This is a genomic window from Halomonas denitrificans, from assembly GCA_019800895.1.
Taxonomy (GTDB): domain Bacteria; phylum Pseudomonadota; class Gammaproteobacteria; order Xanthomonadales; family Wenzhouxiangellaceae.
Genome location: JAHVKF010000001.1, coordinates 684,839 through 709,594, shown reverse-complemented (window position 1 = coordinate 709,594; position 24,756 = coordinate 684,839). Strand labels below are relative to the sequence as shown.

Annotated in this window: 25 protein-coding genes; 18 read left to right on the top strand and 7 right to left on the bottom strand. The window is 68.7% G+C overall.

The window, feature by feature from the left end; genetic code table 11:
- Positions 1-936 carry a methionyl-tRNA formyltransferase gene (gene fmt / locus KUV67_03200; protein MBY6203878.1) on the bottom strand — a complete coding sequence of 312 codons (936 nt, stop codon included), beginning with the start codon at positions 934-936 and terminating at the stop codon, positions 1-3.
- A gap of 3 nt (positions 937-939) precedes the next feature.
- Positions 940-1,467 (bottom strand): peptide deformylase, encoded by a 528-nt coding sequence (gene def / locus KUV67_03195; protein ID MBY6203877.1) that lies wholly within the window; start codon positions 1,465-1,467, stop codon positions 940-942.
- A gap of 149 nt (positions 1,468-1,616) precedes the next feature.
- On the opposite strand from def, the gene KUV67_03190 reads away from it, so the two are divergent.
- From KUV67_03190 to KUV67_03155, 8 genes are all read left to right on the top strand, one after another.
- Entirely contained in the window at positions 1,617-2,801 is a 1,185-nt protein-coding gene (locus KUV67_03190) for a LysM peptidoglycan-binding domain-containing protein (protein ID MBY6203876.1), read from the top strand.
- 43 nt (positions 2,802-2,844) lie between these two features.
- A complete protein-coding gene (gene dprA, locus KUV67_03185; GenBank protein ID MBY6203875.1) occupies positions 2,845-4,005 on the top strand; it encodes a DNA-processing protein DprA in 1,161 nt (386 codons plus the stop codon).
- Positions 4,006-4,013: 8 nt separating this feature from the next.
- Positions 4,014-4,478 (top strand): DUF494 domain-containing protein, encoded by a 465-nt coding sequence (locus KUV67_03180; GenBank protein ID MBY6203874.1) that lies wholly within the window; start codon positions 4,014-4,016, stop codon positions 4,476-4,478.
- A gap of 52 nt (positions 4,479-4,530) precedes the next feature.
- Positions 4,531-6,957: a DNA topoisomerase I gene (locus KUV67_03175; protein MBY6203873.1), complete on the top strand. Its 2,427-nt coding sequence runs from the start codon at positions 4,531-4,533 to the stop codon at positions 6,955-6,957.
- Positions 6,958-7,112: 155 nt separating this feature from the next.
- Positions 7,113-8,030, top strand: coding sequence for an oxygen-dependent coproporphyrinogen oxidase (hemF, locus tag KUV67_03170; protein ID MBY6203872.1), 918 nt, complete (start codon positions 7,113-7,115; stop codon positions 8,028-8,030).
- 124 nt (positions 8,031-8,154) lie between these two features.
- A complete protein-coding gene (locus KUV67_03165; GenBank protein ID MBY6203871.1) occupies positions 8,155-8,682 on the top strand; it encodes a sigma-70 family RNA polymerase sigma factor in 528 nt (175 codons plus the stop codon).
- Positions 8,679-9,179, top strand: coding sequence for a hypothetical protein (locus KUV67_03160; GenBank protein MBY6203870.1), 501 nt, complete (start codon positions 8,679-8,681; stop codon positions 9,177-9,179). Before KUV67_03165 ends, KUV67_03160 begins: the two co-directional genes overlap by 4 nt.
- Positions 9,180-9,256: 77 nt before the next feature.
- Positions 9,257-10,210 (top strand): DUF4097 domain-containing protein, encoded by a 954-nt coding sequence (locus KUV67_03155; protein MBY6203869.1) that lies wholly within the window; start codon positions 9,257-9,259, stop codon positions 10,208-10,210.
- A 104-nt stretch (positions 10,211-10,314) separates the two neighbouring features.
- On the opposite strand, the gene KUV67_03150 is transcribed toward KUV67_03155, so the two are convergent.
- Together KUV67_03150 and KUV67_03145 are read right to left on the bottom strand one after the other, a co-directional pair.
- Positions 10,315-10,962, bottom strand: a complete 648-nt coding sequence (locus KUV67_03150; GenBank protein ID MBY6203868.1) for a rhomboid family intramembrane serine protease — start codon at positions 10,960-10,962, stop codon at positions 10,315-10,317.
- Positions 10,959-11,444, bottom strand: a complete 486-nt coding sequence (locus tag KUV67_03145; GenBank protein MBY6203867.1) for a cytochrome c — start codon at positions 11,442-11,444, stop codon at positions 10,959-10,961. Before KUV67_03145 ends, KUV67_03150 begins: the two co-directional genes overlap by 4 nt.
- A 30-nt stretch (positions 11,445-11,474) precedes the next feature.
- Here KUV67_03145 and KUV67_03140 point away from each other — a divergent pair, with 30 nt between their 5' ends.
- Genes KUV67_03140 through KUV67_03130 form a run of 3 tightly spaced genes read left to right on the top strand, consistent with a single transcriptional unit; the run spans position 11,475 to position 13,769 of the window.
- A complete protein-coding gene (locus tag KUV67_03140) occupies positions 11,475-12,086 on the top strand; it encodes a TIGR00730 family Rossman fold protein (GenBank protein ID MBY6203866.1) in 612 nt (203 codons plus the stop codon).
- Positions 12,067-12,810, top strand: coding sequence for a hypothetical protein (locus KUV67_03135; protein MBY6203865.1), 744 nt, complete (start codon positions 12,067-12,069; stop codon positions 12,808-12,810). Before KUV67_03140 ends, KUV67_03135 begins: the two co-directional genes overlap by 20 nt.
- Positions 12,807-13,769, top strand: coding sequence for a hypothetical protein (locus KUV67_03130; GenBank protein MBY6203864.1), 963 nt, complete (start codon positions 12,807-12,809; stop codon positions 13,767-13,769). Before KUV67_03135 ends, KUV67_03130 begins: the two co-directional genes overlap by 4 nt.
- Positions 13,770-13,784: 15 nt before the next feature.
- Here KUV67_03130 and acs read toward each other — a convergent pair whose 3' ends face one another.
- Positions 13,785-15,749 carry an acetate--CoA ligase gene (gene acs, locus KUV67_03125; GenBank protein ID MBY6203863.1) on the bottom strand — a complete coding sequence of 655 codons (1,965 nt, stop codon included), beginning with the start codon at positions 15,747-15,749 and terminating at the stop codon, positions 13,785-13,787.
- Between the two features lie 375 nt (positions 15,750-16,124).
- Between acs and yajC the strand changes: the two genes are divergently transcribed.
- From yajC to KUV67_03105, 4 genes are all read left to right on the top strand, one after another.
- Entirely contained in the window at positions 16,125-16,457 is a 333-nt protein-coding gene (gene yajC / locus KUV67_03120) for a preprotein translocase subunit YajC (GenBank protein ID MBY6203862.1), read from the top strand.
- A 101-nt stretch (positions 16,458-16,558) separates the two neighbouring features.
- A complete protein-coding gene (gene secD, locus KUV67_03115; GenBank protein ID MBY6203861.1) occupies positions 16,559-18,418 on the top strand; it encodes a protein translocase subunit SecD in 1,860 nt (619 codons plus the stop codon).
- A gap of 10 nt (positions 18,419-18,428) precedes the next feature.
- Complete coding sequence (gene secF / locus KUV67_03110; protein ID MBY6203860.1) at positions 18,429-19,394, top strand: protein translocase subunit SecF; 966 nt, start codon at positions 18,429-18,431, stop codon at positions 19,392-19,394.
- 14 nt (positions 19,395-19,408) lie between these two features.
- Positions 19,409-19,834 carry a hypothetical protein gene (locus tag KUV67_03105; protein MBY6203859.1) on the top strand — a complete coding sequence of 142 codons (426 nt, stop codon included), beginning with the start codon at positions 19,409-19,411 and terminating at the stop codon, positions 19,832-19,834.
- Between the two features lie 83 nt (positions 19,835-19,917).
- Here the strand turns inward: KUV67_03105 and hutH are convergent, their stop codons facing one another.
- The gene (gene hutH / locus KUV67_03100) at positions 19,918-21,450 is read right to left on the bottom strand and encodes a histidine ammonia-lyase (protein MBY6203858.1); all 1,533 of its coding nucleotides are present in this window, start codon (positions 21,448-21,450) and stop codon (positions 19,918-19,920) included.
- A 111-nt stretch (positions 21,451-21,561) separates the two neighbouring features.
- On the opposite strand from hutH, the gene KUV67_03095 reads away from it, so the two are divergent.
- The 3 genes from KUV67_03095 to KUV67_03085 all read left to right on the top strand — a co-directional run bounded on the left by KUV67_03095 (position 21,562) and on the right by KUV67_03085 (position 24,219).
- Positions 21,562-22,077, top strand: coding sequence for a disulfide bond formation protein B (locus tag KUV67_03095; protein MBY6203857.1), 516 nt, complete (start codon positions 21,562-21,564; stop codon positions 22,075-22,077).
- Positions 22,074-23,447, top strand: a complete 1,374-nt coding sequence (locus KUV67_03090; GenBank protein MBY6203856.1) for a 3-deoxy-7-phosphoheptulonate synthase class II — start codon at positions 22,074-22,076, stop codon at positions 23,445-23,447. The genes KUV67_03095 and KUV67_03090 overlap by 4 nt, the downstream gene beginning before the upstream one ends.
- Before the next feature lie 82 nt (positions 23,448-23,529).
- Entirely contained in the window at positions 23,530-24,219 is a 690-nt protein-coding gene (locus tag KUV67_03085) for an AhpC/TSA family protein (protein MBY6203855.1), read from the top strand.
- A gap of 48 nt (positions 24,220-24,267) precedes the next feature.
- Here the strand turns inward: KUV67_03085 and KUV67_03080 are convergent, their stop codons facing one another.
- On the bottom strand, positions 24,268-24,753 hold the full coding sequence (locus KUV67_03080; protein MBY6203854.1) for a DUF4399 domain-containing protein: 486 nt from the start codon (positions 24,751-24,753) through the stop codon (positions 24,268-24,270).
- Positions 24,754-24,756 lie beyond the last annotated feature (3 nt).

The following is a 24,756-nucleotide window of genomic DNA, read 5'->3' as shown; positions in this document are numbered from 1 at the left end:
TCAGCCGCGCCAGTCGGGGCGCGCGTTCAGCCAGTCGGTGGCCGACATGCGCCGCTTGCCGGGCGCCTGCAGTTCGTCGATGACCAGCACGCCGGCACCGCAGGCCACCCGGATCGCGTCCGGGTGCCCGGCCGCCGTCAACAGCGTTCCGGGCTCGGCGCCTTCGGCCCGGTCGGCCTCGGCGCGGGCCCGGAAGATGCGCAGGGCCTGGCCGTTCAGCTCCGTGAAAGCGATCGGCCAGGGGTTGTAGGCCCGGACCTGCCGGGCGATTGCCGCGGCGTCCTCGGTCCAGTCGATGCGGGCATCGTCCTTGGCGATCAGGGGGGCATGGGTCGCTCTCCGGTCGTCCTGGGCCACCGGATCCGGCAGATTCCCGGCTTCCAGTGCGGCCAGCCCGTCGGCGAGCAGGTCGGCGGCCAGCACGGCCAGGCGGTCGTGCAGCTCGGCCGAGGTCTCGTCACTGGCGATATCGATCGCGCGCTGCAGCCGCACGGGGCCCGTGTCGAGCCCGGCGTCCATCTGCATCAGGGAGATGCCGGTCTGCGCGTCGCCGGCGCGGATCGCCTGCTGGATCGGGCTGGCGCCCCGCCACCGCGGCAGCAGCGATGCGTGCAGGTTCCAGCAGCCGTGAGCCGGCCAGTCGAGCACCGCCTGCGGCAGCAGCAGACCGTAGGCGGCGGTGACCAGCAGGTCCGCCTCGAGTTCGAGCAGGCGGGCGCGGTCTTCCTCGCGCTTCAGGCGCGTCGGCTGGAGGACCGGCACGCCGGCGTCGACCGCACACTGCTTGACGGGGCTGGGTCGCAGGTTCCGGCCGCGCCCGGCCGGACGATCCGGCTGGGTCAGCACGGCCAGGACGTCGGCTCGGTCGAGCGCCACGCGCAGCGCCGGCACGGCGAACTCCGGCGTGCCGGCGAAGACCAGGCGGGGGGACGGCACGGCTTACAGCGTCTGGACCGCGGGATCTCGACGCGCCTGGCGCGCCTGCTTCTTCATGCGTTTCTCGATCATCCGCCGCTTCATCGGCTTGAGGTAGTCGATGAAGACCTTGCCGTCGAGGTGGTCGATCTCGTGCTGGATGCACACCGCCAGCAGGCCGTCGGCGTCGAGTTCGAAGGGCTCGCCGTCGCGATCCAGCGCGCGTACGCGGATGGCTTCGGCCCGCTCGACCTCGGCATACTCGCCGGGCACCGACAGGCAGCCCTCCTCGCAGACCTGGGATCCCTGGCGATCGACGATCTCCGGGTTGATCAGGACGTGCGGGTCGTCGCGTTCCTCGCTGACGTCGAGCACCAGCATGCGGACGTGCCGATCGACCTGGGTGGCGGCCAGGCCGATGCCGCGCGCTTCGTACATCGTCTCGAGCATGTCGTCGGCCAGCGAACGAATCTTTTCGTCGACACGATCGATCGGACGGGCCACGGTACGCAGGCGCGGATCGGGAAACTGGAGGATGGTCAACTGGCTCATGACATGAACAATGTGACTTAAGGCTCAGAAATTCAATGAATCGGAGGGTGGAAAATCCCCCGCTTATGAGTATGATAGCGCAGGTAGGTGACAATGAACCGCAACCGAAGCGGGGCTGATCGCGCATCGGCGTGCCTGGGAGGAACTCAATGAAGAAGCTGTGTCTGACGATGATCGCGTTGCTGGTGGCCCTGCCGCTGGTGGCCCAGGACGTTGAAATCCGGGAAGATCATCCGGGCGAATACGTCGTCCAGGAGGGGGATACGTTGTGGGATATCGCCGGCCGGTTCCTGACCCGGCCCTGGCAGTGGCCGGCCATCTGGCAGGCCAACCCGCAGATCGACAACCCGCACCTGATCTACCCGGGCGATCGACTGACGCTGATCTACGTCGACGGCCAGCCGCGCCTTGTGATGGACGGTACGAACCGGCGCGGACCGGAAATCCGGCGCGAGGACATCTCGGGCCCGATCACCTCGGTGGCGCTGGACGCGATCGAGCCGTTCCTGACCCGACCGCGCGTGATCGACCTGGAGACGCTGCGGACCATGCCGTACGTGGTCGCCAACCAGGACGAGCGCTACGTCGCGGCAGAGCCGGACTACGCCTTCGTGCGCGGGTTGGACGACGGCCGACTGAACCAGGAATACATGATCGCCCGCCTGACCTCGCAGTTCGAACAGGTCGAGACGGACGACGGCAAGGTGCTCCGCCAGAACCAGCTTCGCGCCAACCGCGGCGCGGTGCCGTCCGACGAGCGTCCGATCGACCCCGACCGCCGTCGCGGCTGGAACCCGTTCGACCGCGGCGGCGAAGTCGTCGGCTATGGACTGTGGGAAGTCGCCTCGGCGAAGCTGGTCAAGCAGGGCGAGATCGCCACGCTGGAAGTGCTCGATGCCGAACTTGAAGTCCGCGCCGGTGACTACGTACTGCCGCTGGACCCGTACCTGTACGACCTGACCTTCTATCCGCGTCCGCCGGAACAGGCCATCCCGGCCAACGCCAGCGTGATCGGAATCCACGGCGGTGAGTACGGCGTGGGCCACTGGCAGATCGTCACGCTGGGCATCGGCAGCGACGACGGTGTCGCGCCGGGACACACCTTCTCGGCGTTCCGGCCGGGGGCGAACGTGCGCGACGACTTCAGCCGCGGCCTCCCGGGGCGTCCCGCGCCGGAGGGCATCGACGGTCGCCAGGTCCAACTGCCCGAGCAGTACGTCGGCATCATGATGGTGTTCCGGGCCTTCGACGACGTCAGCTACGCCCTGGTCATGGACGGCCAGCGAGCGATTCGCGTCGGCGACCACATCGACCACCCCGACCGCCGGCTCTGATCGGCGCGGGGCAGCGCTGCACGAGCGGAATCGCCGAAGGCGCATGGATTCGCAGGAGCGGTTGCGCGCCTGGCTGATCCTGCTCCAGGCCCCGGGGCTCGGGGGCGGAGCGCTCGGCGCGCTGATCGAACGCGACATCGACCCGGCCACGCTGCCGGGTCGTTCGCTTTCCGAACTGGGCCAACTCGGCCTGCGCGAGGCCGCCGCCCGCGCCCTGCGCCGCCCGGACGAGGAGCGCCTGGCCAGGTCCCTGGCCTGGCTGGACGACCCCAACCACCACCTCGTGACCCTCGAGGACGAGCTCTATCCCCCGCTGCTCGGGACCACCAGCGACGCCCCCGCCGCGCTGTTCGTCCACGGTGACCCGGAGGCGCTGCTGTCGCCGCAGGTCGCGGTGGTCGGTAGTCGCAGCGCCACTCGCGGCGGCCTGGAAACGGCGGCGGAGTTCGGACGCGCCCTGGCCGCCGCCGGCCTGGTCGTCACCAGCGGCCTCGCGGCCGGGGTCGACGGCAAGGCGCATCGGGCGGCGCTGGACGCCGGTGGTCGAACGATCGCGGTTGCGGGTACCGGGCCGGACCGGGTCTATCCGGCGCACCATCGGGACCTGGCCCACCAAATCGTGGATAATGGCGCCGTGGTCACCCCCTTTGCACCCGGCGTCGGTCCACGACCCGGTCACTTCCCGGCGCGGAATCGCATCATCAGCGGCATGTCGCTGGGCGTGGTCGTGATCGAGGCCAGCCTTCGCTCGGGCTCGCTGATCACCGCGCGGCTGGCCGGCGAGCAGGGGCGCGAGGTCTTCGCCGTGCCCGGATCGATCCGCAACCCGCAGGCCCGCGGCTGTCATCGGCTGATCCGCGACGGCGCCCGCCTGGTCGAGACGCCGGCGGACGTGATCGAGGACCTGGCACCGCTGGCCGGCGAGCTGGCCGGCCGCCTCCGGGCATTGCTCGACGAGGACGACGCGTCGGCCGATGGGGCCCGGGCCGACGAGCCGCCGGACGACGAGGATCCCGACGTCCAGGCGGTGCTCGAGGCGCTGGGCTTCGATCCGACCCCGGTGGAGGCGGTGATCGACCGCACCGAATTGACGACGTCGGCGGTATCGTCCATCCTGTTGTCGCTGGAACTCGAAGGTCGGGTTGCAGCCCATGCAGGTGGCCGGTACAGCCGGACCGGAACGAACACGGAAAGGAACTCATGAAGGAAAACGTGCTCGACCTGCTGATGTACCTGTTCGAGAACTACATCTACGACGAGCCCGAAGCCGAGCCCGATCGGGATTCCCTCAGCGAATCGCTGGAGCAGGCCGGGTTCTCGCACGGCGAGATCGACCGCGCCTTCGGCTGGCTGGACGGCCTTGCCGAGCAGCGCAAGCTGGCCGACGCGGACCCGACACCGGCCGGATCGGTCCGGGTGTTCTCCGCCGAGGAACTTCGCCGCATCGATGTCGATGCGCACGGCTTCCTGATCGACCTGGAGAACGTCGGCGTGCTCGATCCGGCGCGTCGCGAACTCGTCCTGGACCGCCTGATGGCCCTGGATGTCGAGGAGATCGGGCTCGAGGACCTCAAGTGGGTCGTCCTGATGGTGCTGTTCAACCAGCCGGGCCAGGAAGCCAACTACGCCTGGATGGAAGACCTGATGTTCGACGAGGACGGCCAGTACAGGCACTGATCGACACCGCGATGCGGACGCGTTCCGCATTGCCCGGAAACCCAAGGAATCCATGGCGAAGAACCTGCTCATCGTAGAGTCGCCGGCCAAGGCCACGACCATCAACAAGTATCTCGGCAAGGAGTTCGAGGTGCTTGCCTCCTACGGCCACGTGCGCGACCTGGTGCCGAAGGAGGGTGCGGTCGATCCCGAGCAGGACTTCGCGATGAAGTACGACATCATCGACCGCAACAAGAAGCACGTCGACAAGATCGTCAAGGCCGCGAAGAACGCCGAAGCCATCTATCTCGCCACCGACCTCGACCGCGAGGGCGAGGCCATTTCCTGGCACATCGCCGAGATCCTCAAGGACCGCGGCGTCAACAGCGGAAAGCCGGTTCACCGGGTAGTGTTCAGCGAGATCACGCCGAAGGCGATCAAGAAGGCCATCGAGCAGCCGCGCGAACTGGCCGACTCGCTGGTCGACGCCCAGCAGGCCCGTCGCGCCCTCGACTACCTGGTCGGCTTTAACCTTTCCCCGCTGCTGTGGAAGAAGGTGCGGCGCGGCCTGTCGGCCGGCCGCGTCCAGTCGCCGGCGCTGTGCATGATCGTCGAGCGCGAGGAAGAGATCGAGAAGTTCGAGGCCCGGGAGTACTGGTCCATCGAGGCCGACCTCGGTAGCGAAGGCGAAGACGAGGAGGGCCAGGCGTTCCAGGCCAACCTGGTCAAGCTCGACGGCGAGAAGTTCGAGCAGTTCGACATCACCGACGCGTCGCGCGCCGAGGCGGTGCGCAAGCAGATCGAAGAGGCGGCCGCAGGGCGCTTCGAAGTGGCCCGGATCACCAAGCGTCAGCGCCGCCGCCGCGCCCAGCCGCCGTTCATCACCTCCACGCTGCAGCAGGAAGCCGCGCGACGGCTCCGCTTCACGACCCGGCGGACGATGCAGATCGCCCAGCAGCTCTACGAGGGCATCGACACGGGCCAGGGCACCGAGGGCCTGATCACCTACATGCGAACCGATTCGGTCGCCCTGGCCGGCGATGCGATCAACGAGATCCGCCAGGTGATCGAGTGCGAGTACGGCGCCGAAACGCTGCCGGAAAAACCGAACTTCTACCAGTCGAAGAGCAAGAACGCGCAGGAGGCCCACGAGGCGATCCGGCCGACCTCCGCGGCCCTGACGCCGATCAAGCTCAAGTCGCATCTCAGCGACGACCAGTACCGGCTCTACCAGCTGATCTGGAACCGGGCCGTAGCCAGCCAGATGGTGCCGGCGGTCTACGACACGGTGGCCGCCGAGTTCGACGTCGGCGATGCGACCTTCCGCGCCAACGGCTCGACGCTGGTTGCGCCGGGCTTCCTCAAGGTCTACGCCGATGCCCAGGCCGACAAGGACAATCGCTTGCCGGAGCTCGACGAGGGCGCTTCGGTGCCGCTGGTCGCGATCCGGCCGGAGCAGCACTTCACCGAGCCGCCGCCGCGCTATTCCGAAGCCAGCCTGGTCAAGGCGCTGGAAGACTACGGGATCGGCCGTCCGTCGACCTATTCGTCGATCATCCAGACGTTGAAGGACCGCGAGTACGTCGAGCTGGAGAGCCGGCGGTTCACGCCGACGGCCACCGGCCGTGTGGTCGCGAAGTTCCTGTCCCAGCACTTCGACCGCTATGTCGACTACGACTTCACCGCGCGACTCGAAGACGAGCTGGATGCCATCTCGCGCGGCGAGCACGACTGGGTGCCGCTGCTGAAGGAGTTCTGGCAGCCCTTCATCGATCGGGTCAACGAAAAGGAAGAGTCGGTCAGCCGCCAGGAAGCGCAGCAGGCCCGCGAACTCGGCACGGACCCGAAGTCGGGCAAGCCGGTGATCGTTCGCCTGGGTCGCTACGGCCCCTTTGCCCAGATCGGCCAGGCCGAGGACGAGGAGAAGCCGGAATTCGCCGGCCTGCGCCAGGGCCAGAAGATGGAGACGATCACGCTCGAGGAAGCGCTGGAGCTGTTCAAGCTGCCGCGCGATCTCGGCGAGACGCCGGACGGCGAGCCGGTGCAGGCCAATATCGGCCGCTTCGGTCCGTACATCCGCTACGGCAAGCGCAATTTCGTGTCGCTCAAGGACGTCGACCCGCACGACGTCACGCTGGAGCAGGCGCTGGAGCTGGTCGCCGAGCACAAGCAGATGCTCAAGGATCGCATCATCAAGACCTTCGAGGCCGAGGGCATCGAGATCCTGAAGGGGCGCTACGGACCCTTCGTGACCGACGGCAAGCGCAACGCCAGCGTGCCCAAGGACGTCGAACCGGCCGACCTGACGCTGGAGGAATGCCAGAAGATGCTGGCCGAAGCCCCGCCGAAGGGACGCCGAGGGAAATTCGGGAAGAAGAAGGCCGGCAAGAAGAAAGCGTCGAAGAAGAAGACGAGCAAGAAGAAGGCCTCGAAGAAGAAGGCCTCGAAGAAGAAGGCGTCGAAGAAGAAGGCGTCGAAGAAGAAGGCGTCGAAGAAGTAGGCTTGAATGCAGCGGCGAGGGGCAACGGACCAGGGGAAAGTAAAACCCCGGACGCTTCCGCACTAGTCCCTGACCCCTCGTCCCTAGCCCCTCGTCCCTAGCCCCTGGTCCCTGGCCCCTCACCCGACCGAATTCCCATGCCCACGCCCTCCGAAATGGTCCGCGCCGTCGAGTCCGAGCTCCTCGAGCTGCAGGAGCGCTTGTGCCGCGAGTTCGAGGCCTGCGACGGCAGCGCACGATTTCGCGAGGACGCGTGGACCCGCGCCGAGGGCGGCGGCGGGCGCACGCGCGTGATCGAGGACGGTGCGGTGTTCGGCAAGGGCGGGGTGAATTTCTCGCACGTCACCGGTGCATCCCTGCCGGCGGCGGCCAGCGCCCGCCGGCCCGAACTGGCCGGGCGCGGCTTCCAGGCGCTCGGGGTCTCCGTGGTCATGCACCCGGTCAATCCCTATGTGCCGACCAGCCACGCCAACATCCGGTTCTTCATCGCCGAGAAACCCGGGGCCGAACCGGTCTGGTGGTTCGGAGGCGGCTTCGACCTGACGCCCGTGTACCCCTACGACGAGGATTGCATGGCCTGGCACCGGACCGCGCGCGACCTCTGCGCCCCGTTCGGCGACGAGGTCTACCCGGCGCACAAGGCCTGGTGCGACGAGTACTTCCACCTGAAGCACCGCGGCGAGACGCGCGGCATCGGCGGCCTGTTCTTCGACGACCTGAACGAATGGGGCTTCGAGCGTTGCTTCGACTACTGGAAGGCGGTCGGACACGGTTACGGCGATGCCTACGTGCCGATCGTCCAGCGGCGCAAGGCCACGCCCTACGGTGAGCGCCAGCTGGACTTCCAGCGCTACCGTCGCGGCCGCTACGTGGAGTTCAACCTGGTCTACGACCGCGGCACCCTGTTCGGTCTGCAGTCCGACGGCCGGACCGAGTCGATCCTGATGTCGCTACCGCCGATCGCCCACTGGCGCTACGACTACCGGCCCGAGCCGGGCAGCCCCGAGGCGGCCCTGGCCGACTACCTCAAGCCGCGCGACTGGCTGTCCGGGGCGTCCGCCGACGAGCCGTGATCGACCCGGGCTCGAGCGATCGGGCCTCGATCGATCCGGCCTCGATCGATCGCTGAACGGGCCCTTCCGGCCATTCTGGCCGGTCCATTCCAACCTTTTGCCGTTTCGGCGCATCCTGTAGGGCATGGACGCGTCCGTCGACGATGGCCTGGACCTGAGCCACACCGTGCCCGCGGCGGCCGGCGGCGATCGCGCGGCCTTCGAGCGGCTGTATCGGCGCTATGCCCCTGGCCTGGTCCCGGTGCTCTGGCGACTGGCCGCCGGCGACGAGGCGCGCGCCGAGGACTGGCTGCAGGACGCCTTCGTCCAGGCCTGGGGGCGGCTCGGCGAGATTCGCCGGCCGCAGGCCTTCCCGGGTTGGATTCGCCGCCTGGCGATCAACGTCGCTCTCGCCGACCGCCGCCGCGCCGGCTTCCGGGTCGTCGACGCCAGGCGCGACGCCGCCGGCCCCGAGCCGCCCTGGCCGGGCGCCGACCTGGACCTGGAGCGTGCGATCGCCCGCCTGCCGGACCGGGCGCGGCAGGTCCTGGTGCTGTTTCACCTCTGCGACCTCAGCCACGCCGAGATCGCCGAGGTCATGACGATCGAGACCGGCACGTCCAAGGCGCAGTTGAGCCGCGCCCGATCCCTGCTCAAGGAGATGCTTGCATGAACGAATACGGCACCGGGTCCTCTGACCGCGGCATCGAGGACAGCGAACTCGACGCACGGCTGTCCACGCTGACCCGTGAAGCGCCGCCACCGGCGTCCGCCTGGGCCGGGATCGCGGAGCGCATCCGTCCGCGCCGCCGAGGACGGCACGTTCGCTGGGGCCTGCTTGCCGCGGCGGCGGTGCTGCTGGTCGCCGTGGTCGTGGTCCGCCCGCCGCCCGACGAGCGGCCGGCGGGCATCGACGGAGGCCGGATCCTGGTCGCGGCCGAGACCGAGGCCATGCGCCGCGTCGCACCGACGGTGACCGGCGGGCTGATCGACACGCAGCCGCTGGCCGCGTCCTGGGCCGAGAACCAGGTCGCGATCGACGAACTCGAAGCCGCGCTGGACCGCGACCCGGACAACCGACTGCTGCTTGAATTCCTGGCCGAGGCGCGCATGCGCCAGGTCCGGCTGCTGAACTCGGGACTGGCCGTTCGCGGCCGGACCGACGCTTGATGGACGACCACGTTCCGCCCCCCAACTGCAACGACGAGGATGCTGCCATGAACGTCAGGAACACGATTGAAAGGAACATGAACGACAGGAACACGAACGACAGGAACCCCCCGAAGGCCCGGTCCTGGACCCATTGGATCACGGGCGCCGCGCTGGCCGCGCTGGTGCCGCTGTCGGCCGTCCCGGCCTGGGCCACGGATGTCAGCGAAACGCGCACCGCCGATGCGGACGCCGTGATCGATTTTTCCGGCGTGACCGGCGAATTCCGCGTGGTCGGAGCCGCCGCAGACCAGCTGAGCATCGAAGGCCGGCTCGGGGATGAAGTCGAGGAACTGGTCATCGAGGGCGATCCGTCCCGTTGGACCATCCGGGTCGAGATGAAGGACGGCGAGCGCAACGGGTGGAGCTGGGACCGCGGCCCGCAGACCGCCCTGGTCATCACCGTACCGGCGGGAAGCCTGGTGAGCGCGAGCTCGGTCAGTGGCGATCTCGAGGTCGAGGGCCTGCGCGGTCCGCGTCTCGAAGCCCGTACGGTCAGCGGCGACCTGATCCTGACCGGCAATTCCCCGACGCGACTGACCGCCGAAACGGTCAGCGGCGACATCGAACTCGACGGCGGCGGAACCGACAGCAATACGGTGAAGTCGGTCAGCGGCGACATCGAAGCGTTCGGGCTGGCCGGTAGCATTCGCGCCGGGTCGGTCAGCGGGGACCTCGAGATCGATGCGGTCGAAACCGTGGAGTTCGAAGGCGAGACCGTCTCGGGCGACCTCGAGGTCGCACTGCGACCGGTCGGCAATGCCCGGATCGACGTCCAGACCCATTCCGGCGGCATCGACCTGGCGCTGCCGGCGGGCACGCCGGTGGATGTCGACGCCAAGACCTTCTCCGGCGACCTCGAGAACCATTTCGCGAGCGACACCGAGACCATGCGCGAGAAGGGCATGTCGGTGCGTGCCGGCGACGGCAGCGTTCGCGTTCGCGCGCAGACCTTCTCCGGCGAGTTCGTCCTGCGCGAGTCCGACGGCTGACCCCGGACCGGAGTACGAGAGCCGGTCGCCCCGACCGGATGCACGCCCGCCGCGGGATTCGTCCCCGGCGGGCGTTTTCGTGCCGCTCGAAGCGCCCTCGTCGCCTAGCGGTTTCGCCGCCGGTAGTCCTGCCGGCCCCAGAACAGGATCAGGGCCAGGCCGAACAGCATCCCGCCGAGGTGGGCGAAGTGCGCGACGCCGGCCATCGTGCCGGTCACGCCGAAGAACAGCGTCAGCAGCCCGTAGCCGATCACGAACCACTTGGCCTTGATCGGGATCGGCGGAATGATCAGCAGGATGCGCTGGTTGGGGTACATCATGCCGAAGGCCAGCAGCAGGCCGAACACACCGCCGGAGGCGCCGATGGTCGGATAGATGCCGCCGGTGACCGCCGCGGTCAGCAGCTGGACCAGGCCGGCGCCGACGATGCAGACCAGGTAGTACACCACGAAGCGTTTCGTGCCCCAGGCCTGCTCGATCGGCAGGCCGAACATGTACAGCGCGAACATGTTGAAGAACAGGTGGCCGAGGCCGCCGTGCAGGAAACCGTAGGACAGCAACTGCCAGGGCCCGAAGCCCGTATCGAGCACGCCGACATCGGTGAACCGGATCGACTCCGGTGTGGCCAGCGGCCACAGCGCCAGCAGGCGCATCGACTCGATCGGGTTCATCTGCTGCAGGAACCACGCGACCACGGTGATGCCGAGGAGGACCAGGCTGGCGGGGGGATGGGCGACCCGTTGCGGATTCATGGTGCCGGGACCTGTTCGAGCAGCGCCTCGAGGCCCTCGCGGCCGGCGGTCGCGCGGCTGTCGTCGGTGAGCGGCCGCAGCTCCGCGACCCGGGCCGAATCGGGAAGGCGCTCCCAGCTCGCCCACTCGCGGCCGATGTAGCCGAGCAGTCCGGCGATGTCGTCGTCGGACAGCTGGCGCATCGGCGGCATGTAGCCGCGGTAGGTCCGGCCGGCGACCTCGATTTCGCCGCTCATGCCGCCGAGCACGACCAGCGCGATCGCGTCCGGGCCGAGCTCCAGCCACTCGGAACCGGCGATCGGCGGAAACGCCGGCGCCTTGCCGCCGCCGTCGTTGCCGTGGCAGGACGCGCAGAATCGGAGATAGGGTTCCTGGCCCTCGGCCAGTTCGTCGGACGACGGCGCGCAGGCGCCGAGCAGCAGCGCCGTCCCGGCCAGCAACGCGCCGCGTCTACAATACCGGGCCAGGTTTCGAATCGTCATTGCAGGGGAATCCATACGGTGTCGGGTGAATTGAGCAACAAGCGGATCACAGTCTACGCGGCCTCCAGCCACGCGCTGTCGCCGAATTACTTCGATGTCGCCGCGCGGCTGGGCCGAGCGCTGGCCTCGGCCGGCCATCCGATCGTCTACGGCGGCGGCGGCACGGGCCTGATGGGGGCGATGGCCGACGCCGCGCTGGACGCGGGGGGCGAGGTCCACGGGGTGATCCCCGAATTCCTGACCACCCTCGAGAAGGGCCATCAGCGCCTGACCTCCATGGAGGTGGTGCCCAGCATGCGCATTCGCAAGGAGAAGATGCTGGTCGACAGCGCGGCGGTGGTCACGCTGCCCGGCGGTTGCGGCACCTTCGAGGAAGTCTTCGAGGCGATGACCCTGAAGCGTCTCGGCCAGTACTTCGGACCGATCCTGCTGGTCAACACGGCCGGCTACTACGACAAGCTGATCGAGTTTCTCCAGCACAGCGTGCGCGAACGGTTCATGGGCCAGGCGCACCTGGACCTCTGGCACACGGTCGACGAGCCCGAGGACGTGCCCGAGGCGCTTCGGACCATCGAGCCCTGGAGCGCCGACGCGCTGAGCTTCGCGTCCGTCGATGCGGGCAATGACCGCGCTCGCGACTGACGCGCGCTCGCTGCTCGGCTTCTTCGAGCGCCTGCCCGGACCGCTGTCGACGGCCTGGCTGATGCTCGGGCTGGTCCTGGGCTGGTGGCTCTACGTGCCGATCCACGAGTTGCTCCACGTCGCCGGCTGCGTGCTGGCCGGTGGGTCGGTCTCGCGCCTGGAGATCGATGCGATCTACGGCGGTGCGCTGCTCGCCGAGGTCTTCCCCTTCGTGGTCAGCGGCTCGGAGTATGCGGGCCGGCTGACCGGCTTCGATACGGGCGGCTCCGATCTCGTCTACCAGGCCTGCGTGCTGATGCCCTACCTGCTGACGATCTTTCCCGGCTTCTGGCTGTGGCAGAAGGCGCTTGCCCGCGAGCGCCCCGGCCCCGGATCGATGCTGGCCGCGGGCGGGCTGCTGCCGCTGGTCGCGGCGCCGATGATCTCGCTGACCGGCGATTACTACGAGTCGGCATCGATCGTCGTCTCGCGGTTGTTCGCCGGCTCGGCCGGCCGACCGCTGGAGGCCTGGCGCAGCGATGACGTGTTCCGGATGATCGGCGACTGGACCGCCGCGTGGACCGTTGCCGACGTTGCCGCGATCGCCGGCGGCCTGGTCCTGGCGCTGGTCCTGGCACTGGCCACGATGCAGCTCGGGTCCGTGCTCGGGCATTGCTTGAACCGCACGACGCGCGGCCCGGAAGTGGTCGCTGCCCCCGTCCACGCCGAGGAAGATGCCGCATGAGTTCCGACCCCAGAATCGTCCGAGCCTCGTTCACCGACGGCGCCCGCTGGTTGACCGACGGCGCCAACCTGGTCGGTCGGGGCGGTGCCGGACTGGTGCGCGTCGCGGCCTGGTTGATCGTCCTGTCGCTGCTCCAGGCCGTGCCCCTGATCGGTCTGCCGCTGATGATCGTGTTGTCGCCGGTGCTGACTGCCGGTCTGCTCGGCATCTTCCGGCGCCTCGACGGCGGCGCCGCGTCGCCAGCGGGCTTCCCGAGCACGGCCCTGTTCGACGGGTTCCGGGAGCCCTCCGTGCGCGGCCGGCTGCTGGGTCTCGGCGGCCTGCTGCTGCTCGGCCTGTTCGCCGCAGTGCTCGTGCTGGGTGCCTGGCTGTCGCCGCAGATGGACCTGGAGGCGCTCAATGCGCTGATGGCCGATCCCCAGCGCATGGAGCAGGAGCCCGATGCGCTGTTCGCCCTGTTCGAGGGCGTGAACCTGCTCGGCGGCATCGCGCTGGCCGCCGGCGTGCTCGCGCTGGTGCTGGGTGCGCTCTACTTCGCCGTGCCGCTGGTGTTCTTCTGGCGCTGGCCGCTGCTGGCGGCGCTGCTGTGGAGCCTGCGGGCCGCGCTGGTCAACTGGGCCGCGTTCCTCGGCTACGCACTGGTCCTGGTCGGCGTGCTGTTCCTGGCCGGACTGGTGTTCATCATGCTCGGCGGCCTGTTGACGCTGGCCCTGGGGGCGTTCGGCCAGCTCCTGGTGCAGGTGCTCTCGGTGCTGATCTCGCTGTTCGTCCAGCTGCTGTTCGCCGCGGCCCAGTGGCGCGCCTTTCGCCAGGTGTTTCCGGCGAGCGGCGGTCCGGGCGAGCCGAGCCGGCCCGGAGCAGGGGGCGGCGATGCTTCGGGCGGCGAGTCCACGAGCGAGGCCTCTTCGGAGGATCCGGCCGACCCCTCGTCGGATCGAGAGACCGACCTGCGCGCCTGAACCCGGCCGGAGCGCTCAGACGGCCGTGCGGCGGTTCTTGACCAGGTGGTCGACCACCTCCGGTTCGGCCAGCGTCGAGGTGTCGCCGAGCTGATCGGCCTCGTCGGCGGCGATCTTGCGCAGGATCCGGCGCATGATCTTGCCCGAGCGGGTCTTCGGCAGGCCCGGTGCCCACTGCAGGTGATCGATCGTCGCAATGGGGCCGATTTCCTTGCGCACCCAGCCGACGAGTTCCTTCGCCAGGGCGTCGCTGCCCTCCCGGCCTTCCATCAGCGTCACGTAGGCGTAGACCCCCTGGCCTTTGATCTCGTGCGGATAGCCGACCACGGCGGCTTCGGCCACGGCGCCGTGCGCGACCAGTGCCGATTCGACTTCGGCCGTGCCCAGGCGGTGGCCGGAGACGTTGATCACGTCGTCGACCCGGCCGGTGATCCAGTAGTCCCCATCGGCGTCTCGCCGCGCGCCGTCGCCGGTGAAGTAACAGCCCTTGAAGGTCGAGAAATAGGTTTCGCCGAAGCGCTTGTGGTCGCCGTACACGGTGCGCATCTGGCCGGGCCAGCTGTCCGTGAGGACCAGGTTGCCGGAGGCCTCGCCCTCCAGGACCCGCCCGTCGGCGTCGACCAGCGCCGGCTGGATGCCGGGCAACGGCCGGGTTGCCGAGCCGGGCTTGAGCGCAGTCGCCCCCGGAAGCGGGCTGATCAGGATGCCGCCGGTTTCCGTCTGCCACCAGGTATCGACGATCGGACAGCGGCCGTCGCCGACGACCGAGTGATACCAGTGCCAGGCCTCCGGATTGATCGGCTCACCGACCGTGCCGAGGATGCGAAGGGAGTCGCGCGAGGTCGCCTTCACCGGTGCGTCGCCCTCGCGCATCAGGGCCCGGATCGCGGTCGGCGCCGTGTAGAACAGATTGACCCGGTGCTTGTCGCAGACCTGCCAGAAGCGACGGTGGTCGGGATGGCTGGGGACGCCCTCGAACATCAGCGTGGTCGCACCGTTGGCCAGCGGGCCGTAGACGATGTAGCTGTGGCCGGTGATCCAGCCCACGTCGGCCGTGCACCAGTAGATGTCGCCCTCGTGGTAGTCGAAGACCAGCTCGTGGCTGTAGCTGGCGTAGACCAGGTAGCCGCCCGAGGTGTGCAGCACGCCCTTCGGCTTGCCCGTCGACCCCGAGGTGTAGAGGATGAACAGCGGATCCTCCGCGTTCATCTCTTCCGCCGGGCAGTCGCCATCGACCCGCGCGAGCTCCTCGTCAAGCCAGCGGTCGCGCTCGTCGTTCCAGGCCACCTCGTCGCCGGTATTGCGGACCACCAGCACCGAGTCGACGCGCTCCGCCGCTTCCTCGTTGTCCAGGGCTGCATCGACGTTGGCCTTCAGCGGCGTGGTGCGTCCGCCGCGGCGGCCGAAGTCGGCGGTGATGACCACGTTCGAATCGCAGTCGACGATGCGGCCGGCCAGCGCGTCCGGTGAAAAGCCTCCGAACACCACCGAGTGGACCGCTCCGATCCGGGCGCAGGCCAGCATCGCGATCGCGGCTTCAGGGATCATCGGCAGGTACAGCGTGACGCGGTCGCCCTTGTTCACGCCGATCCGCTTGAGCACGTTGGCGAATCGGCAGACGCGGTCGTGCAGCTCGCGGTAGGTGATCCTGGCGTCGCGGCCCGGGTCGTCGCCTTCCCACAGGATCGCGACCTGGTCGGCGCGCGTGTCGAGGTGCCGGTCGACGCAGTTCTCGCAGACGTTCAGCGTGCCGTCGTGGTACCACCGGATGTGCAGGTCGTCGAGGTCGAAGGAGACGTCCTTGACGCGGGTGAACGGCCGCATCCAGTCGAGCCGTCGGCCGATTTCGCCCCAGAAGCCCTCGGGGTCGTTGCGAGCGCGCTCGCTCATCGCCCGGTGGTCGTCGGCGTCGACGTGCGCGCGTGCGGCCCGCTCTTCGGGGACCGGGTACAGGTCGCGGTGGGAGGCGGGGTCGGTCATGCTTCGGCTCCTTGGCTGAAACGGGCCAGGTGGGCTGTAACGGGCCGGGTGGTCACGGGCCGGGGGTCGCCGCCCCGGGCGGACGGCCGACCGGCGCGACCCAGTGTCCGACATTGCCGGGGGGCAAGTAAAGCCGGAGCGGCCGGGGCCGTATCGCGCGCCGGCAGCGGTCTCGATCGGCGATGGCGCACTGGTAAAGCGCAGCCGGCGCCCCCATTGCTGACCGCGTGGATCGGCCCACCGCACCGTCGGCAAAGGCGGGGCGGTTGTGGGATAATCCGGCGTTTGCCGACGTCCGGCCCCGGGCGGTCGATTGCAAGCAACTGAAAGAACTGAATTTTCTACTCTAGGAGTGCCGCGGCCATGCTGCAGACCCTGTCCGATTTCCTGATTTCTCCCGCGATGGCCCAGGCGGCCGGTGACGCGCCGAGCCTGCTCGGCTCGCTGCTGCCGCTGGCCTTCATCGTGCTGATCTTCTGGCTGCTGATCATTCGGCCCCAGATGAAGCGCAACAAGCAGCACCGCGAGCTGGTGTCCAGCCTTTCCGTCGGCGACGAGATCGTCACCGCCGGCGGAATGCTCGGCAAGATCGTCGAGGTCGGCGACAGCTTCATCGGCGTCGATCTCGGCGGCGGCACCACGGTCAAGCTGCAGAAGCATTCCGTGACCCAGGTCGTGCCGAAGGGCACGTTCGACTCGGCACCCTGACGCCGTTGCCGTGGAGGAATCGCCGGCGCTCCGGCGGTTCCGAGCGGCCCTTGCCCCGGGACGCGCAGCCCGGGACCCGATCCACCAGGACTTCTTCAACGATGAACCGTTATCCCGCTTGGAAATACCTGTTGCTGATCGTCGTGCTGACGCTGGGCGCGCTCTACGCCGCGCCCAACCTGTTCGGCGACGACCCGGCCGTCCAGGTCTCGTCGGCCCGCGGCTTCGAGCTCGATCCGTCGCTCACCGGCGTGGCCACCGACGCGATCCAGGCCGAGGGCCTCGAGGCGAAGGACGTCGCGTTCGATCCGGAGCGCCTGCTGATGCGTTTCGACAACAGCGAGCAGCAGCTGCGCGCCGCCGACGCGTTGCGCGAGGAGCTCGGCGACGGCTACGTGGTCGCGCTGAACCTGGCCCCGGCCACCCCCGACTGGCTCGAAGCACTGGGCGCCGAACCGATGGTGCTGGGCCTGGACCTGCAGGGCGGTGTCCACTTCCTGATGGAGGTCGACATGGACGCGGCCCGCGACGTTCGCCTCGAGGCCTTCGTCGACGACGTCCGCAACCTGCTTCGCGACGAGCGCATCCGCTACCGCTCGGTTCGCCGCGAAGGCCAGGCCCTGATCGCCGAGCTGCGCACCGACGAGGATCGCCAGCAGGCCCTGCAGACCCTGGCGCAGGAACTTCCCGAGCTCGAACTGACCGCGGTCGAAGGCGGCGAGACCTTCAACATCCGCGGTACCGTCCTGCCCGAAGTGATGACCGAGATGCAGCAGAACGCGCTGCAGCAGAACATCACCACGCTGCGCAACCGCGTCAACGAACTCGGCGTGGCCGAACCGATCATCCAGCAGCAGGGCGCCGACCGCATCGTGGTCCAATTGCCCGGCGTGCAGGACACGGCCGAGGCCAAGCGCATCCTGGGCGCCACGGCCACCCTGGAGTATCGGGCCGTGGACGAGGAGAACGATCCCTTTGAGGCCCAGCGCACCGGCCGCGTGCCGCCGCAGTCGCGGCTGTACTTCGATCGCCAGGGCAACCCGATCCTGCTGTCGCGCCGCACGATCGCGACCGGCGACGAATTGCTGAACGCGGCCGCCGGCTTCGAGCAGACCACCGGCTCGCCGATGGTCTCCGTGACGCTGGACGCGGCCGGCGCCCGCCGCATGCTGGACTTCACCACCGAAAACGTGGGCAACCGGATGGCCGTGGTCTTCATCGAGCAGCGGCCCGAGACGCGCGTCGTCGATGGCGAGGAAGTCCGCGAGAATCGCCGCGTCGAGGAAGTGATCTCCGTGGCCGTGGTCCGCGAGCCCTTCGGCCGCCGCTTCCAGACCACCGGCCTGGACGGGTCGCGCGAGGCCAGCCAGCTCGCGCTGCTGTTGCGCGCCGGCGCGTTGGCCGCGCCGGTCGAGATCATCGAGGAACGCACGGTGGGCCCGAGCCTCGGTCGCGACAACATTGACCAGGGCTTCCGCTCCGTGATCATCGGCTTCGTCCTGGTGCTGGTGCTGATGGCCATCTACTACCGGGTCTTCGGCCTGGTCGCCAACCTGGCGCTGACCGCCAACCTGGTGCTGATCGTGGCCGGGCTGTCGATGCTCGGGGCGACGCTGACCCTGCCCGGCATCGCCGGAATCGTGCTGACCGTCGGCATGGCGGTCGACGCCAACGTGCTGATCTTCGAGCGCATCAAGGAAGAGCTGCACCTCGGCAATTCACCGCAGTCGTCGATCCGGGCCGGCTACGAGAAGGCCTTCTCGACGATTGCCGACGCCAACGTCACCACGCTGATCGCCGCGCTGGTGCTGTTCATGTTCGGGACCGGCCCGGTCAAGGGCTTCGCGGTCACGCTGTCGATCGGCATCGTGACGTCGATGTTCACCGCGATCGTCGGAACGCGCGCAGTCATCAACCTGATCTACGGCCGCAAGCAGAAGCTGGCCGGGGTCGCGATCTGAGGATTCGATGATGGATATCATTCGCCAGGACACCAGGATCGACTTCATGGCGCGACGCAAGTTCGCGCTGATCTTCTCCGCCGTGCTGCTGCTGATCAGCATCGGCGCGCTGGCCACCCGCGGTCTCGAATTCGGCCTGGACTTCACCGGCGGGACGCTGATCGAGGTGAGCTATCCGGCCGCGCCCGAGCTCGGCGATGTCCGTGACGCGCTGGACGCCGCCGGCTACGAGGACTTCACGGTCCAGACCTTCGGCACCGCCCGCGACATCGTGGTCCGTCTGCCGGCTGCGGAGGCGGCCGAAGAGGGCGCCGACATCTCGACGGAAGTGCTCGACGCGCTGGAGTCGACGGCCAGCGGCATCGAGATGCGCCGGGTCGAGTTCGTCGGCCCGCAGGTCGGGCAGGAACTGGCCGAGCAGGGCGGCCTGGCCATGCTCTACGCGCTGGCCGGCATCCTGCTCTACGTCTCCTTCCGGTTCCAGTGGCGCTTCGCCGTCGGCGCGGTGCTCGCCCTGATCCACGACGTGGTCGTGGTGCTGGGCCTGGTCTCGCTGTTCCGGATCAACTTCGACCTGACCGTGGTCGCGGCCCTGCTGGCGGTGATCGGCTACTCGCTGAACGACACGATCGTCGTCTACGACCGCTTGCGCGAGAACTTCCGGATCAAGCGCAAGGGCACGGCCGTCGAGCTGACCAACCTGTCGATCAACCAGATGCTGTCGCGCACGCTGATGACCTCGCTGACCACGCTGCTGGTGCTGATCGCGCTGTTCTACTTCGGTGGCGAGATCATCCATGCCTTCGCCTACACGCTGATCGTCGGCGTGATCGTCGGGACCTACTCGTCGATCTTCGTCGCCAGCAACGCGGCGATCCTGCTGGGCGTTTCCAAGCAGGACCTGATGCCGGTCGTTCCCGAGGGCGCAGACCAGCCCGACACGGAAGTGCTGCCGGCCCGGTTCCGCAACCAGTGACGGAGGGACGCACGATGAAGACGCTTCGGTTGATCGGTTCGCTGGCCCTCCTTTTGTCGGCGGGCCTGGCCTCGGCGACGGACTACGTCGTCGAATCCAGCGTCTGGATCGACGGCGAACTGCGCGGCACGCCGTCGGTCGTGGTCGAGGCGGACAAGGAGGCGACGATCGAGATGGCCCAGGGCGAGACCGGCTGGCGCATGACGCTGCTGGTCGAGCCGCCGATGGAGCACGAGGGCGCGGCCCGGGACGCGATCTGGATTCGCGTCGGCATTTCCGAGCGCATCGACGGCGAATGGGAATTCCTGACCGACTCGATACTGGGCGTTCGGACCGGTTCCACGGGCAGCTTCTCGGTGGTCGATCCGGGCGTGGACGCGGCGACGCCCGAGTCCGCGCGCCTCTACGTCGAGCTCAACGCACGGCCCGTCGAGGACTGAACCCCCGCCTTCGGGCCCGCGGCGCTCCGCGGGTCCCTCTCCACCGCCCTGCCGATGGCCCGGTTCGGCAGCCCGGTGAGCGGCTAGTCCAGTTCCACCTCTTCGGCGACCGCGCGGATCAGGGTGCGCTCGCTCAGCAGGCGCGCGCAGGTTTCGATGTCCGCCCCGACTTCGTAGTCGTGGTCGGCGTGGCCTACCGCGTCGCGAACGGCCCGGTGCGCGAGCTGCACGCCGCGTCCCGGCTTCAGCGGCGAGCGGAAATCCAGCGCCTGGGCGCTGGTCAGCAGTTCCACGGCCAGCACGCGCTCGACGTTGTCGAGCACGGACAGCAGCTTCAGCGCGCCGATCGATCCCATCGAGACATGATCTTCCTGGCCCAGGCTGGTCGGAATGGAATCGACGCTGGCCGGGTGCGCCAGCACCTTGTTCTCGCTGACCAGGGCCGCGGCCGTGTACTGCGGGATCATGAAGCCCGAGTTGATCCCCGTGTCCTTCATCAGCAGGGTGGGCAGGCCGTCGTGGCCGGCCAGCAGCAGGTAGGTGCGGCGCTCCGAGATCGAGGCCAGCTCGGCCAGCGCGATCGCGGCGTGGTCGAGCACCAGGGCCAGCGGCTGGCCGTGGAAGTTGCCGCCGGACACGATGTCGCCGTCGTCGAACACCAGCGGATTGTCGGTCACGGAATTCAGTTCACGCTCGACGACCTCGCTGCAGTGGGCCAGCGCGTCGCGGCTGGCGCCGTGCACCTGCGGAATGCAGCGAAGCGAATAGGGGTCCTGGACCTTGCCGCAGTCGCGATGGGATTCGAGGATCTCGCTGTCGGCCAGCAAGCGCCGGATGTTGGCCGCGACCGCGACCTGGCCGGGGTGCGGGCGGATCGCGTGGATGCGCGCGTCGAAGGGCCGGGACGAGCCCTGCAGCGCCTCCAGGCTCATCGCACCGAGGATGTCGGCGTTGCGCAGCAGCGCGATCGCGCGGTAGAGCACCTCGGCGCCGCAGGCCGCCATCATCTGCGTACCGTTGATCAGCGCCAGGCCGTCCTTGGCCGCCAGCTCGACCGGTTCCAGGCGGGCGCGGGCCAGCGCGTCGCTCGCCGGTTCGGCGCCGGTGCCGTCCGGGGTCCAGCAGCGGCCCGCGCCGATCAGCGGCAGGGCCATGTGGGCCAGGGGCGCGAGGTCGCCGGACGCGCCGACGCTGCCGCGGCTCGGCACCCACGGCACGATGCCGTGCCGGTCAAGGGACAGCAGCTGCTCGAACACCGGGATCGAGATGCCGGACTGGCCCAGCCCCAGCGCGTGGATCTTCAGCCGGAGCATCAGCCGGGTGATGTCGCGCGGCAGGGGGTCGCCGGTGCCGCAGGCATGGGAAAGCAGCAGGTTCTTCTGCAGCTGGGCCAGCTGGTCCGACGCGATTCGCTTCGAGGCCAGCGCGCCGAAGCCCGTGTTGATGCCGTAGATGCTGGCCTCGCCGTCGAGCACGGCGTCGACATGGGCGCGTGACCGGTGCACGGCGTCTGCGTTTCCCGCCAGCGACTGCAGGCGCCGATCGAGGTCCTCGTGGAGGTGCCGAAGGCGGATGCGGTCGGTTTCGGGCATCGGTTGGGGCTTGTCGTGCTTCATGTGCTCGGCTCGTTCGAGATGAATGGATTCCGACCGCAGATGATCGCACGGACGCGCCGAACTCGCCGCGCATCGGCACCGCGCTCCATCGCAGCGTGGCAGACTATGCGGATGAAGATTCTCGCCCACCCCCGCACCGGATTCGCCGTCGTGCTGGCCGCCTGCCTCGGCCTGCTCGCCTATGCCTACTTCGCCCAGTACCGGATGATGCTGGACCCGTGCCCGCTGTGCATCCTCCAGCGGATCGCATTCATGATCATGGCGGCCTTCGCCCTGGTCGGCCTGCTGCATGGCGCGCGCGGCGCGTGGCGCTGGGTCTGGACCACGGGCGTCGTCGCCGGCGGCGCCTGGGGCGTGGTCACCGCCGCTCGGCACATCTGGATCCAGAACCTGCCGCCGGACCAGGTGCCCGATTGCGGTCCCGGCTTCGACTACAACCGGGAGATGTTCGGGCTCGGCGAGGCGCTGCGCTCGGCCTTCGCCGGTTCCGGCGACTGTGCGGTGGTCGACTGGTCGTTCCTCGGCCTGTCGATGCCGTGGTGGACCCTCATCTGGTATGTTGCCCTGATGATCTTCATGGTCGCCGTGGCGATCATGGTCGGCAAGCATCGGAAGAGCACGACATGAGCGAGTCCCTGAAATCCATCACGCCGCCGAATGACTGGGCGGTCGATTCCTGGACGCGGCGCGAGGCGCTGCAGCAGGCGAAGTACGACGACCCGGACCAGCTGGCCGCAGCCCAGGCGCGCCTGTCCAGGCTGCCGCCGCTGGTCACGTCCTGGGAAATCCTGTCGCTGAAGGAGCAGGTCGCCGAGGCCCAGGCCGGCAAGCGCTTCTTCCTGCAGGGGGGCGACTGCGCCGAAGTGTTCGACGAGTGCTCGCCGAGCATCATCACCAACCGGCTGAAGGTGCTGCTGCAGATGTCCCTGGTCATGGTCCACGGCATGGAGATGCCCGTGGTTCGTGTCGGCCGCTTCGCCGGCCAGTACGCCAAGCCGCGTTCGGACGATTTCGAGACCCGCGGCGAAGACCGCCTGCCGAGCTATCGCGGCGACATCGTCAACGCGCCGGACTTCACCGCCGAATCGCGCCGCCCCGACCCGGAGCGGATGCTCCAGGCCTACGCGCGCTCGGCCATGTCGATGAACTTCGTGCGCGCGCTGGTCGACGGCGGCTTCGCCGACCTGCATCACCCCGAGTACTGGGACCTGGGCTGGGTCGAGCACTCGCCCCTGGCCGAGCAGTTCCACCGGATCGCCGATTCCATCGGCCATTCCGTTCGCTTCATGGAAACCGTGACCGGCCAGACACCGGGCAGCGTCCGGCGCGTGGACTTCTTCACCTCCCACGAGGCGCTGCACCTCAACTACGAACAGGCGCTGACGCGCCAGGTGCCGCGCCAGTGGGGCTGGTTCAACCTGTCCACCCACTTCCCGTGGATCGGCATGCGAACGGCGGCGCTCGAGGGAGCGCATGTCGAGATGTTCCGCGGCATCCGCAATCCGATCGGCATCAAGGTCGGTCCGGGCATGACGGCGGACTGGCTCAAGGGCCTGATCCGCACGCTGAACCCGGACGACGAGGCCGGCCGAATCGTGCTGATCCACCGCATGGGCGCCGGCAAGGTGGGCGACACGCTGCCGGGGCTGATCGAGGCGGTCAAGGCGACCGGCAGTCCTGTCCTGTGGATCGCCGACCCGATGCACGGCAACACGGAGAAGACCGCCTCGGGCTACAAGACCCGCCGCTTCGACAACATCCAGGCGGAACTGGAGCAGGCCTTCGACATCCACGCCGCCTCCGGCTCGCGCCTCGGCGGCGTGCACCTTGAGCTGACCGGCGAGAACGTCACCGAGTGCATCGGCGGCGCCCGCGAGCTCGGCGAGGACGACCTGAAGCGGGCCTACAAGACCACCGTGGACCCGCGGCTGAACTACGAACAGGCGCTGGAGCTGTCGATGCTCATCGTCGGCAAGCACCGCAGCCTGATGGGCTGATCGCTTGTGACCGTTCCCGGGGAATGAAAGCGATCCGGGCCCGGCGCGGTCACGTCTCCGGAATCCACCGTCCGGAGCCGAAATGAACCGCTTCCTGGTCGCAGTTCTCCCTGCCGTACTCCTCCCTGCCGTACTTCTCGCGATCGTCCTTCTTCTGAGCGCCGCCTCGCCGGCGCGCGCCGAGATCCACGAAGACCCCGAGTTCATCCAGCCGCTGCTGCCCGGGATGAACGCACCGTCGCTGACCCTGACCGGGCTCGACGGCGAGCCCGTCGCGTACGATCCGGCAGATCACGGCAAGCCGGTGGTCCTGACCTTCTACCGGGGCGGCTGGTGCCCGTACTGCAACCTTCACCTGGCCGAACTGCGCACCGCGGAAGCGGAGTTGCAGGCGATGGGCTTCGACGTCTGGTTCCTCTCGCCCGATCGCCCGGCGCTGCTGGCCGAAGGCGAGGACACCGGCTTCGACTACAGGTTGCTCTCCGACGCCGGCATGAGCGCGGCCGAAGCCTTCGGCATCGCGTTCCGACTCGACGAGGACACGCTGGAGCGCTACCGGGGTGCAGGCATCGACCTGGCCGATCGCAGCGGCGAGGCGCACGGCGCACTGCCCGCACCGGCAACGTTTCTGATCGGCGCCGACGGCGTCATCCAGTTCGCGTTCGTCAATCCGGACTACACCGTGCGCCTGGCGCCGGAGGTGCTGCTGGCGGCCGCGCGTGCCTACCGCGACGACGCCCACGCACGCCTGCGGCGCGCGCGGAACCGATAGGGGGTCCGATTGAGCAGCCGACCGCGCTCCCGGTCGGCATCGGGACGGTCAGTGACGCGAGTCCTCGGCGTCGGCTTCGTCGACGGCTTCAACCCGGATCGTGATCCGCTCGGACAGCACCGGTGGGGCGTGGGGGACGTGGCGGTGATCGCCGAGCAGCAGCTGCAGCGTGTGTACCCCGGGCTCGAGCTCAAGGGTGACCTGCGTCTGACCCCCGCCGAAATGGACGACCTGGTTCGATGCCGGCAGCGGCCGATCCAGTGCCGGCAGGTCGCCGTCGGGAAGGTCGATCAACAGGTGGTGGTGGCCGGTCGATGCGTGGTCCACGCCGGCCGGTGCCACGCCCATGCCGTCCAGGCCGAAGCGCACGGTCACCGGACCGGTGATCGTTTCGCCGTGGGCCGGAGTGATGAAGTAGACGACGGCCCCGTCCGGCGCAGGAGTGAGTTCGAGCTCCTCGCCCAGCGCCGGGATGGCCGGAACCGTGATCGAGAGCAGCAGGGCTGCAAGGGTGGTGCAGGAGAACTGGCGCATTTC

What these genes read in the sequence shown, in the direction of transcription:
- secF (MBY6203860.1), top strand. Translation starts at nt 18,429, where the DNA reads ATGGATATCATTCGCCAGGACACCAGGATCGACTTCATGGCGCGACGC.
- KUV67_03145 (MBY6203867.1), bottom strand. Translation starts at nt 11,444, where the DNA reads ATGACGATTCGAAACCTGGCCCGGTATTGTAGACGCGGCGCGTTGCTG.
- hemF (MBY6203872.1), top strand. Translation starts at nt 7,113, where the DNA reads ATGGTCCGCGCCGTCGAGTCCGAGCTCCTCGAGCTGCAGGAGCGCTTG.
- KUV67_03085 (MBY6203855.1), top strand. Translation starts at nt 23,530, where the DNA reads ATGAACCGCTTCCTGGTCGCAGTTCTCCCTGCCGTACTCCTCCCTGCC.
- KUV67_03095 (MBY6203857.1), top strand. Translation starts at nt 21,562, where the DNA reads ATGAAGATTCTCGCCCACCCCCGCACCGGATTCGCCGTCGTGCTGGCC.
- def (MBY6203877.1), bottom strand. Translation starts at nt 1,467, where the DNA reads ATGAGCCAGTTGACCATCCTCCAGTTTCCCGATCCGCGCCTGCGTACC.
- KUV67_03155 (MBY6203869.1), top strand. Translation starts at nt 9,257, where the DNA reads ATGAACGACAGGAACACGAACGACAGGAACCCCCCGAAGGCCCGGTCC.
- acs (MBY6203863.1), bottom strand. Translation starts at nt 15,749, where the DNA reads ATGACCGACCCCGCCTCCCACCGCGACCTGTACCCGGTCCCCGAAGAG.
- KUV67_03130 (MBY6203864.1), top strand. Translation starts at nt 12,807, where the DNA reads ATGAGTTCCGACCCCAGAATCGTCCGAGCCTCGTTCACCGACGGCGCC.
- secD (MBY6203861.1), top strand. Translation starts at nt 16,559, where the DNA reads ATGAACCGTTATCCCGCTTGGAAATACCTGTTGCTGATCGTCGTGCTG.
- dprA (MBY6203875.1), top strand. Translation starts at nt 2,845, where the DNA reads ATGGATTCGCAGGAGCGGTTGCGCGCCTGGCTGATCCTGCTCCAGGCC.
- KUV67_03190 (MBY6203876.1), top strand. Translation starts at nt 1,617, where the DNA reads ATGAAGAAGCTGTGTCTGACGATGATCGCGTTGCTGGTGGCCCTGCCG.
- KUV67_03165 (MBY6203871.1), top strand. Translation starts at nt 8,155, where the DNA reads ATGGACGCGTCCGTCGACGATGGCCTGGACCTGAGCCACACCGTGCCC.
- KUV67_03090 (MBY6203856.1), top strand. Translation starts at nt 22,074, where the DNA reads ATGAGCGAGTCCCTGAAATCCATCACGCCGCCGAATGACTGGGCGGTC.
- KUV67_03160 (MBY6203870.1), top strand. Translation starts at nt 8,679, where the DNA reads ATGAACGAATACGGCACCGGGTCCTCTGACCGCGGCATCGAGGACAGC.
- KUV67_03150 (MBY6203868.1), bottom strand. Translation starts at nt 10,962, where the DNA reads ATGAATCCGCAACGGGTCGCCCATCCCCCCGCCAGCCTGGTCCTCCTC.
- KUV67_03175 (MBY6203873.1), top strand. Translation starts at nt 4,531, where the DNA reads ATGGCGAAGAACCTGCTCATCGTAGAGTCGCCGGCCAAGGCCACGACC.
- KUV67_03135 (MBY6203865.1), top strand. Translation starts at nt 12,067, where the DNA reads ATGACCGCGCTCGCGACTGACGCGCGCTCGCTGCTCGGCTTCTTCGAG.
- KUV67_03105 (MBY6203859.1), top strand. Translation starts at nt 19,409, where the DNA reads ATGAAGACGCTTCGGTTGATCGGTTCGCTGGCCCTCCTTTTGTCGGCG.
- KUV67_03080 (MBY6203854.1), bottom strand. Translation starts at nt 24,753, where the DNA reads ATGCGCCAGTTCTCCTGCACCACCCTTGCAGCCCTGCTGCTCTCGATC.
- hutH (MBY6203858.1), bottom strand. Translation starts at nt 21,450, where the DNA reads ATGAAGCACGACAAGCCCCAACCGATGCCCGAAACCGACCGCATCCGC.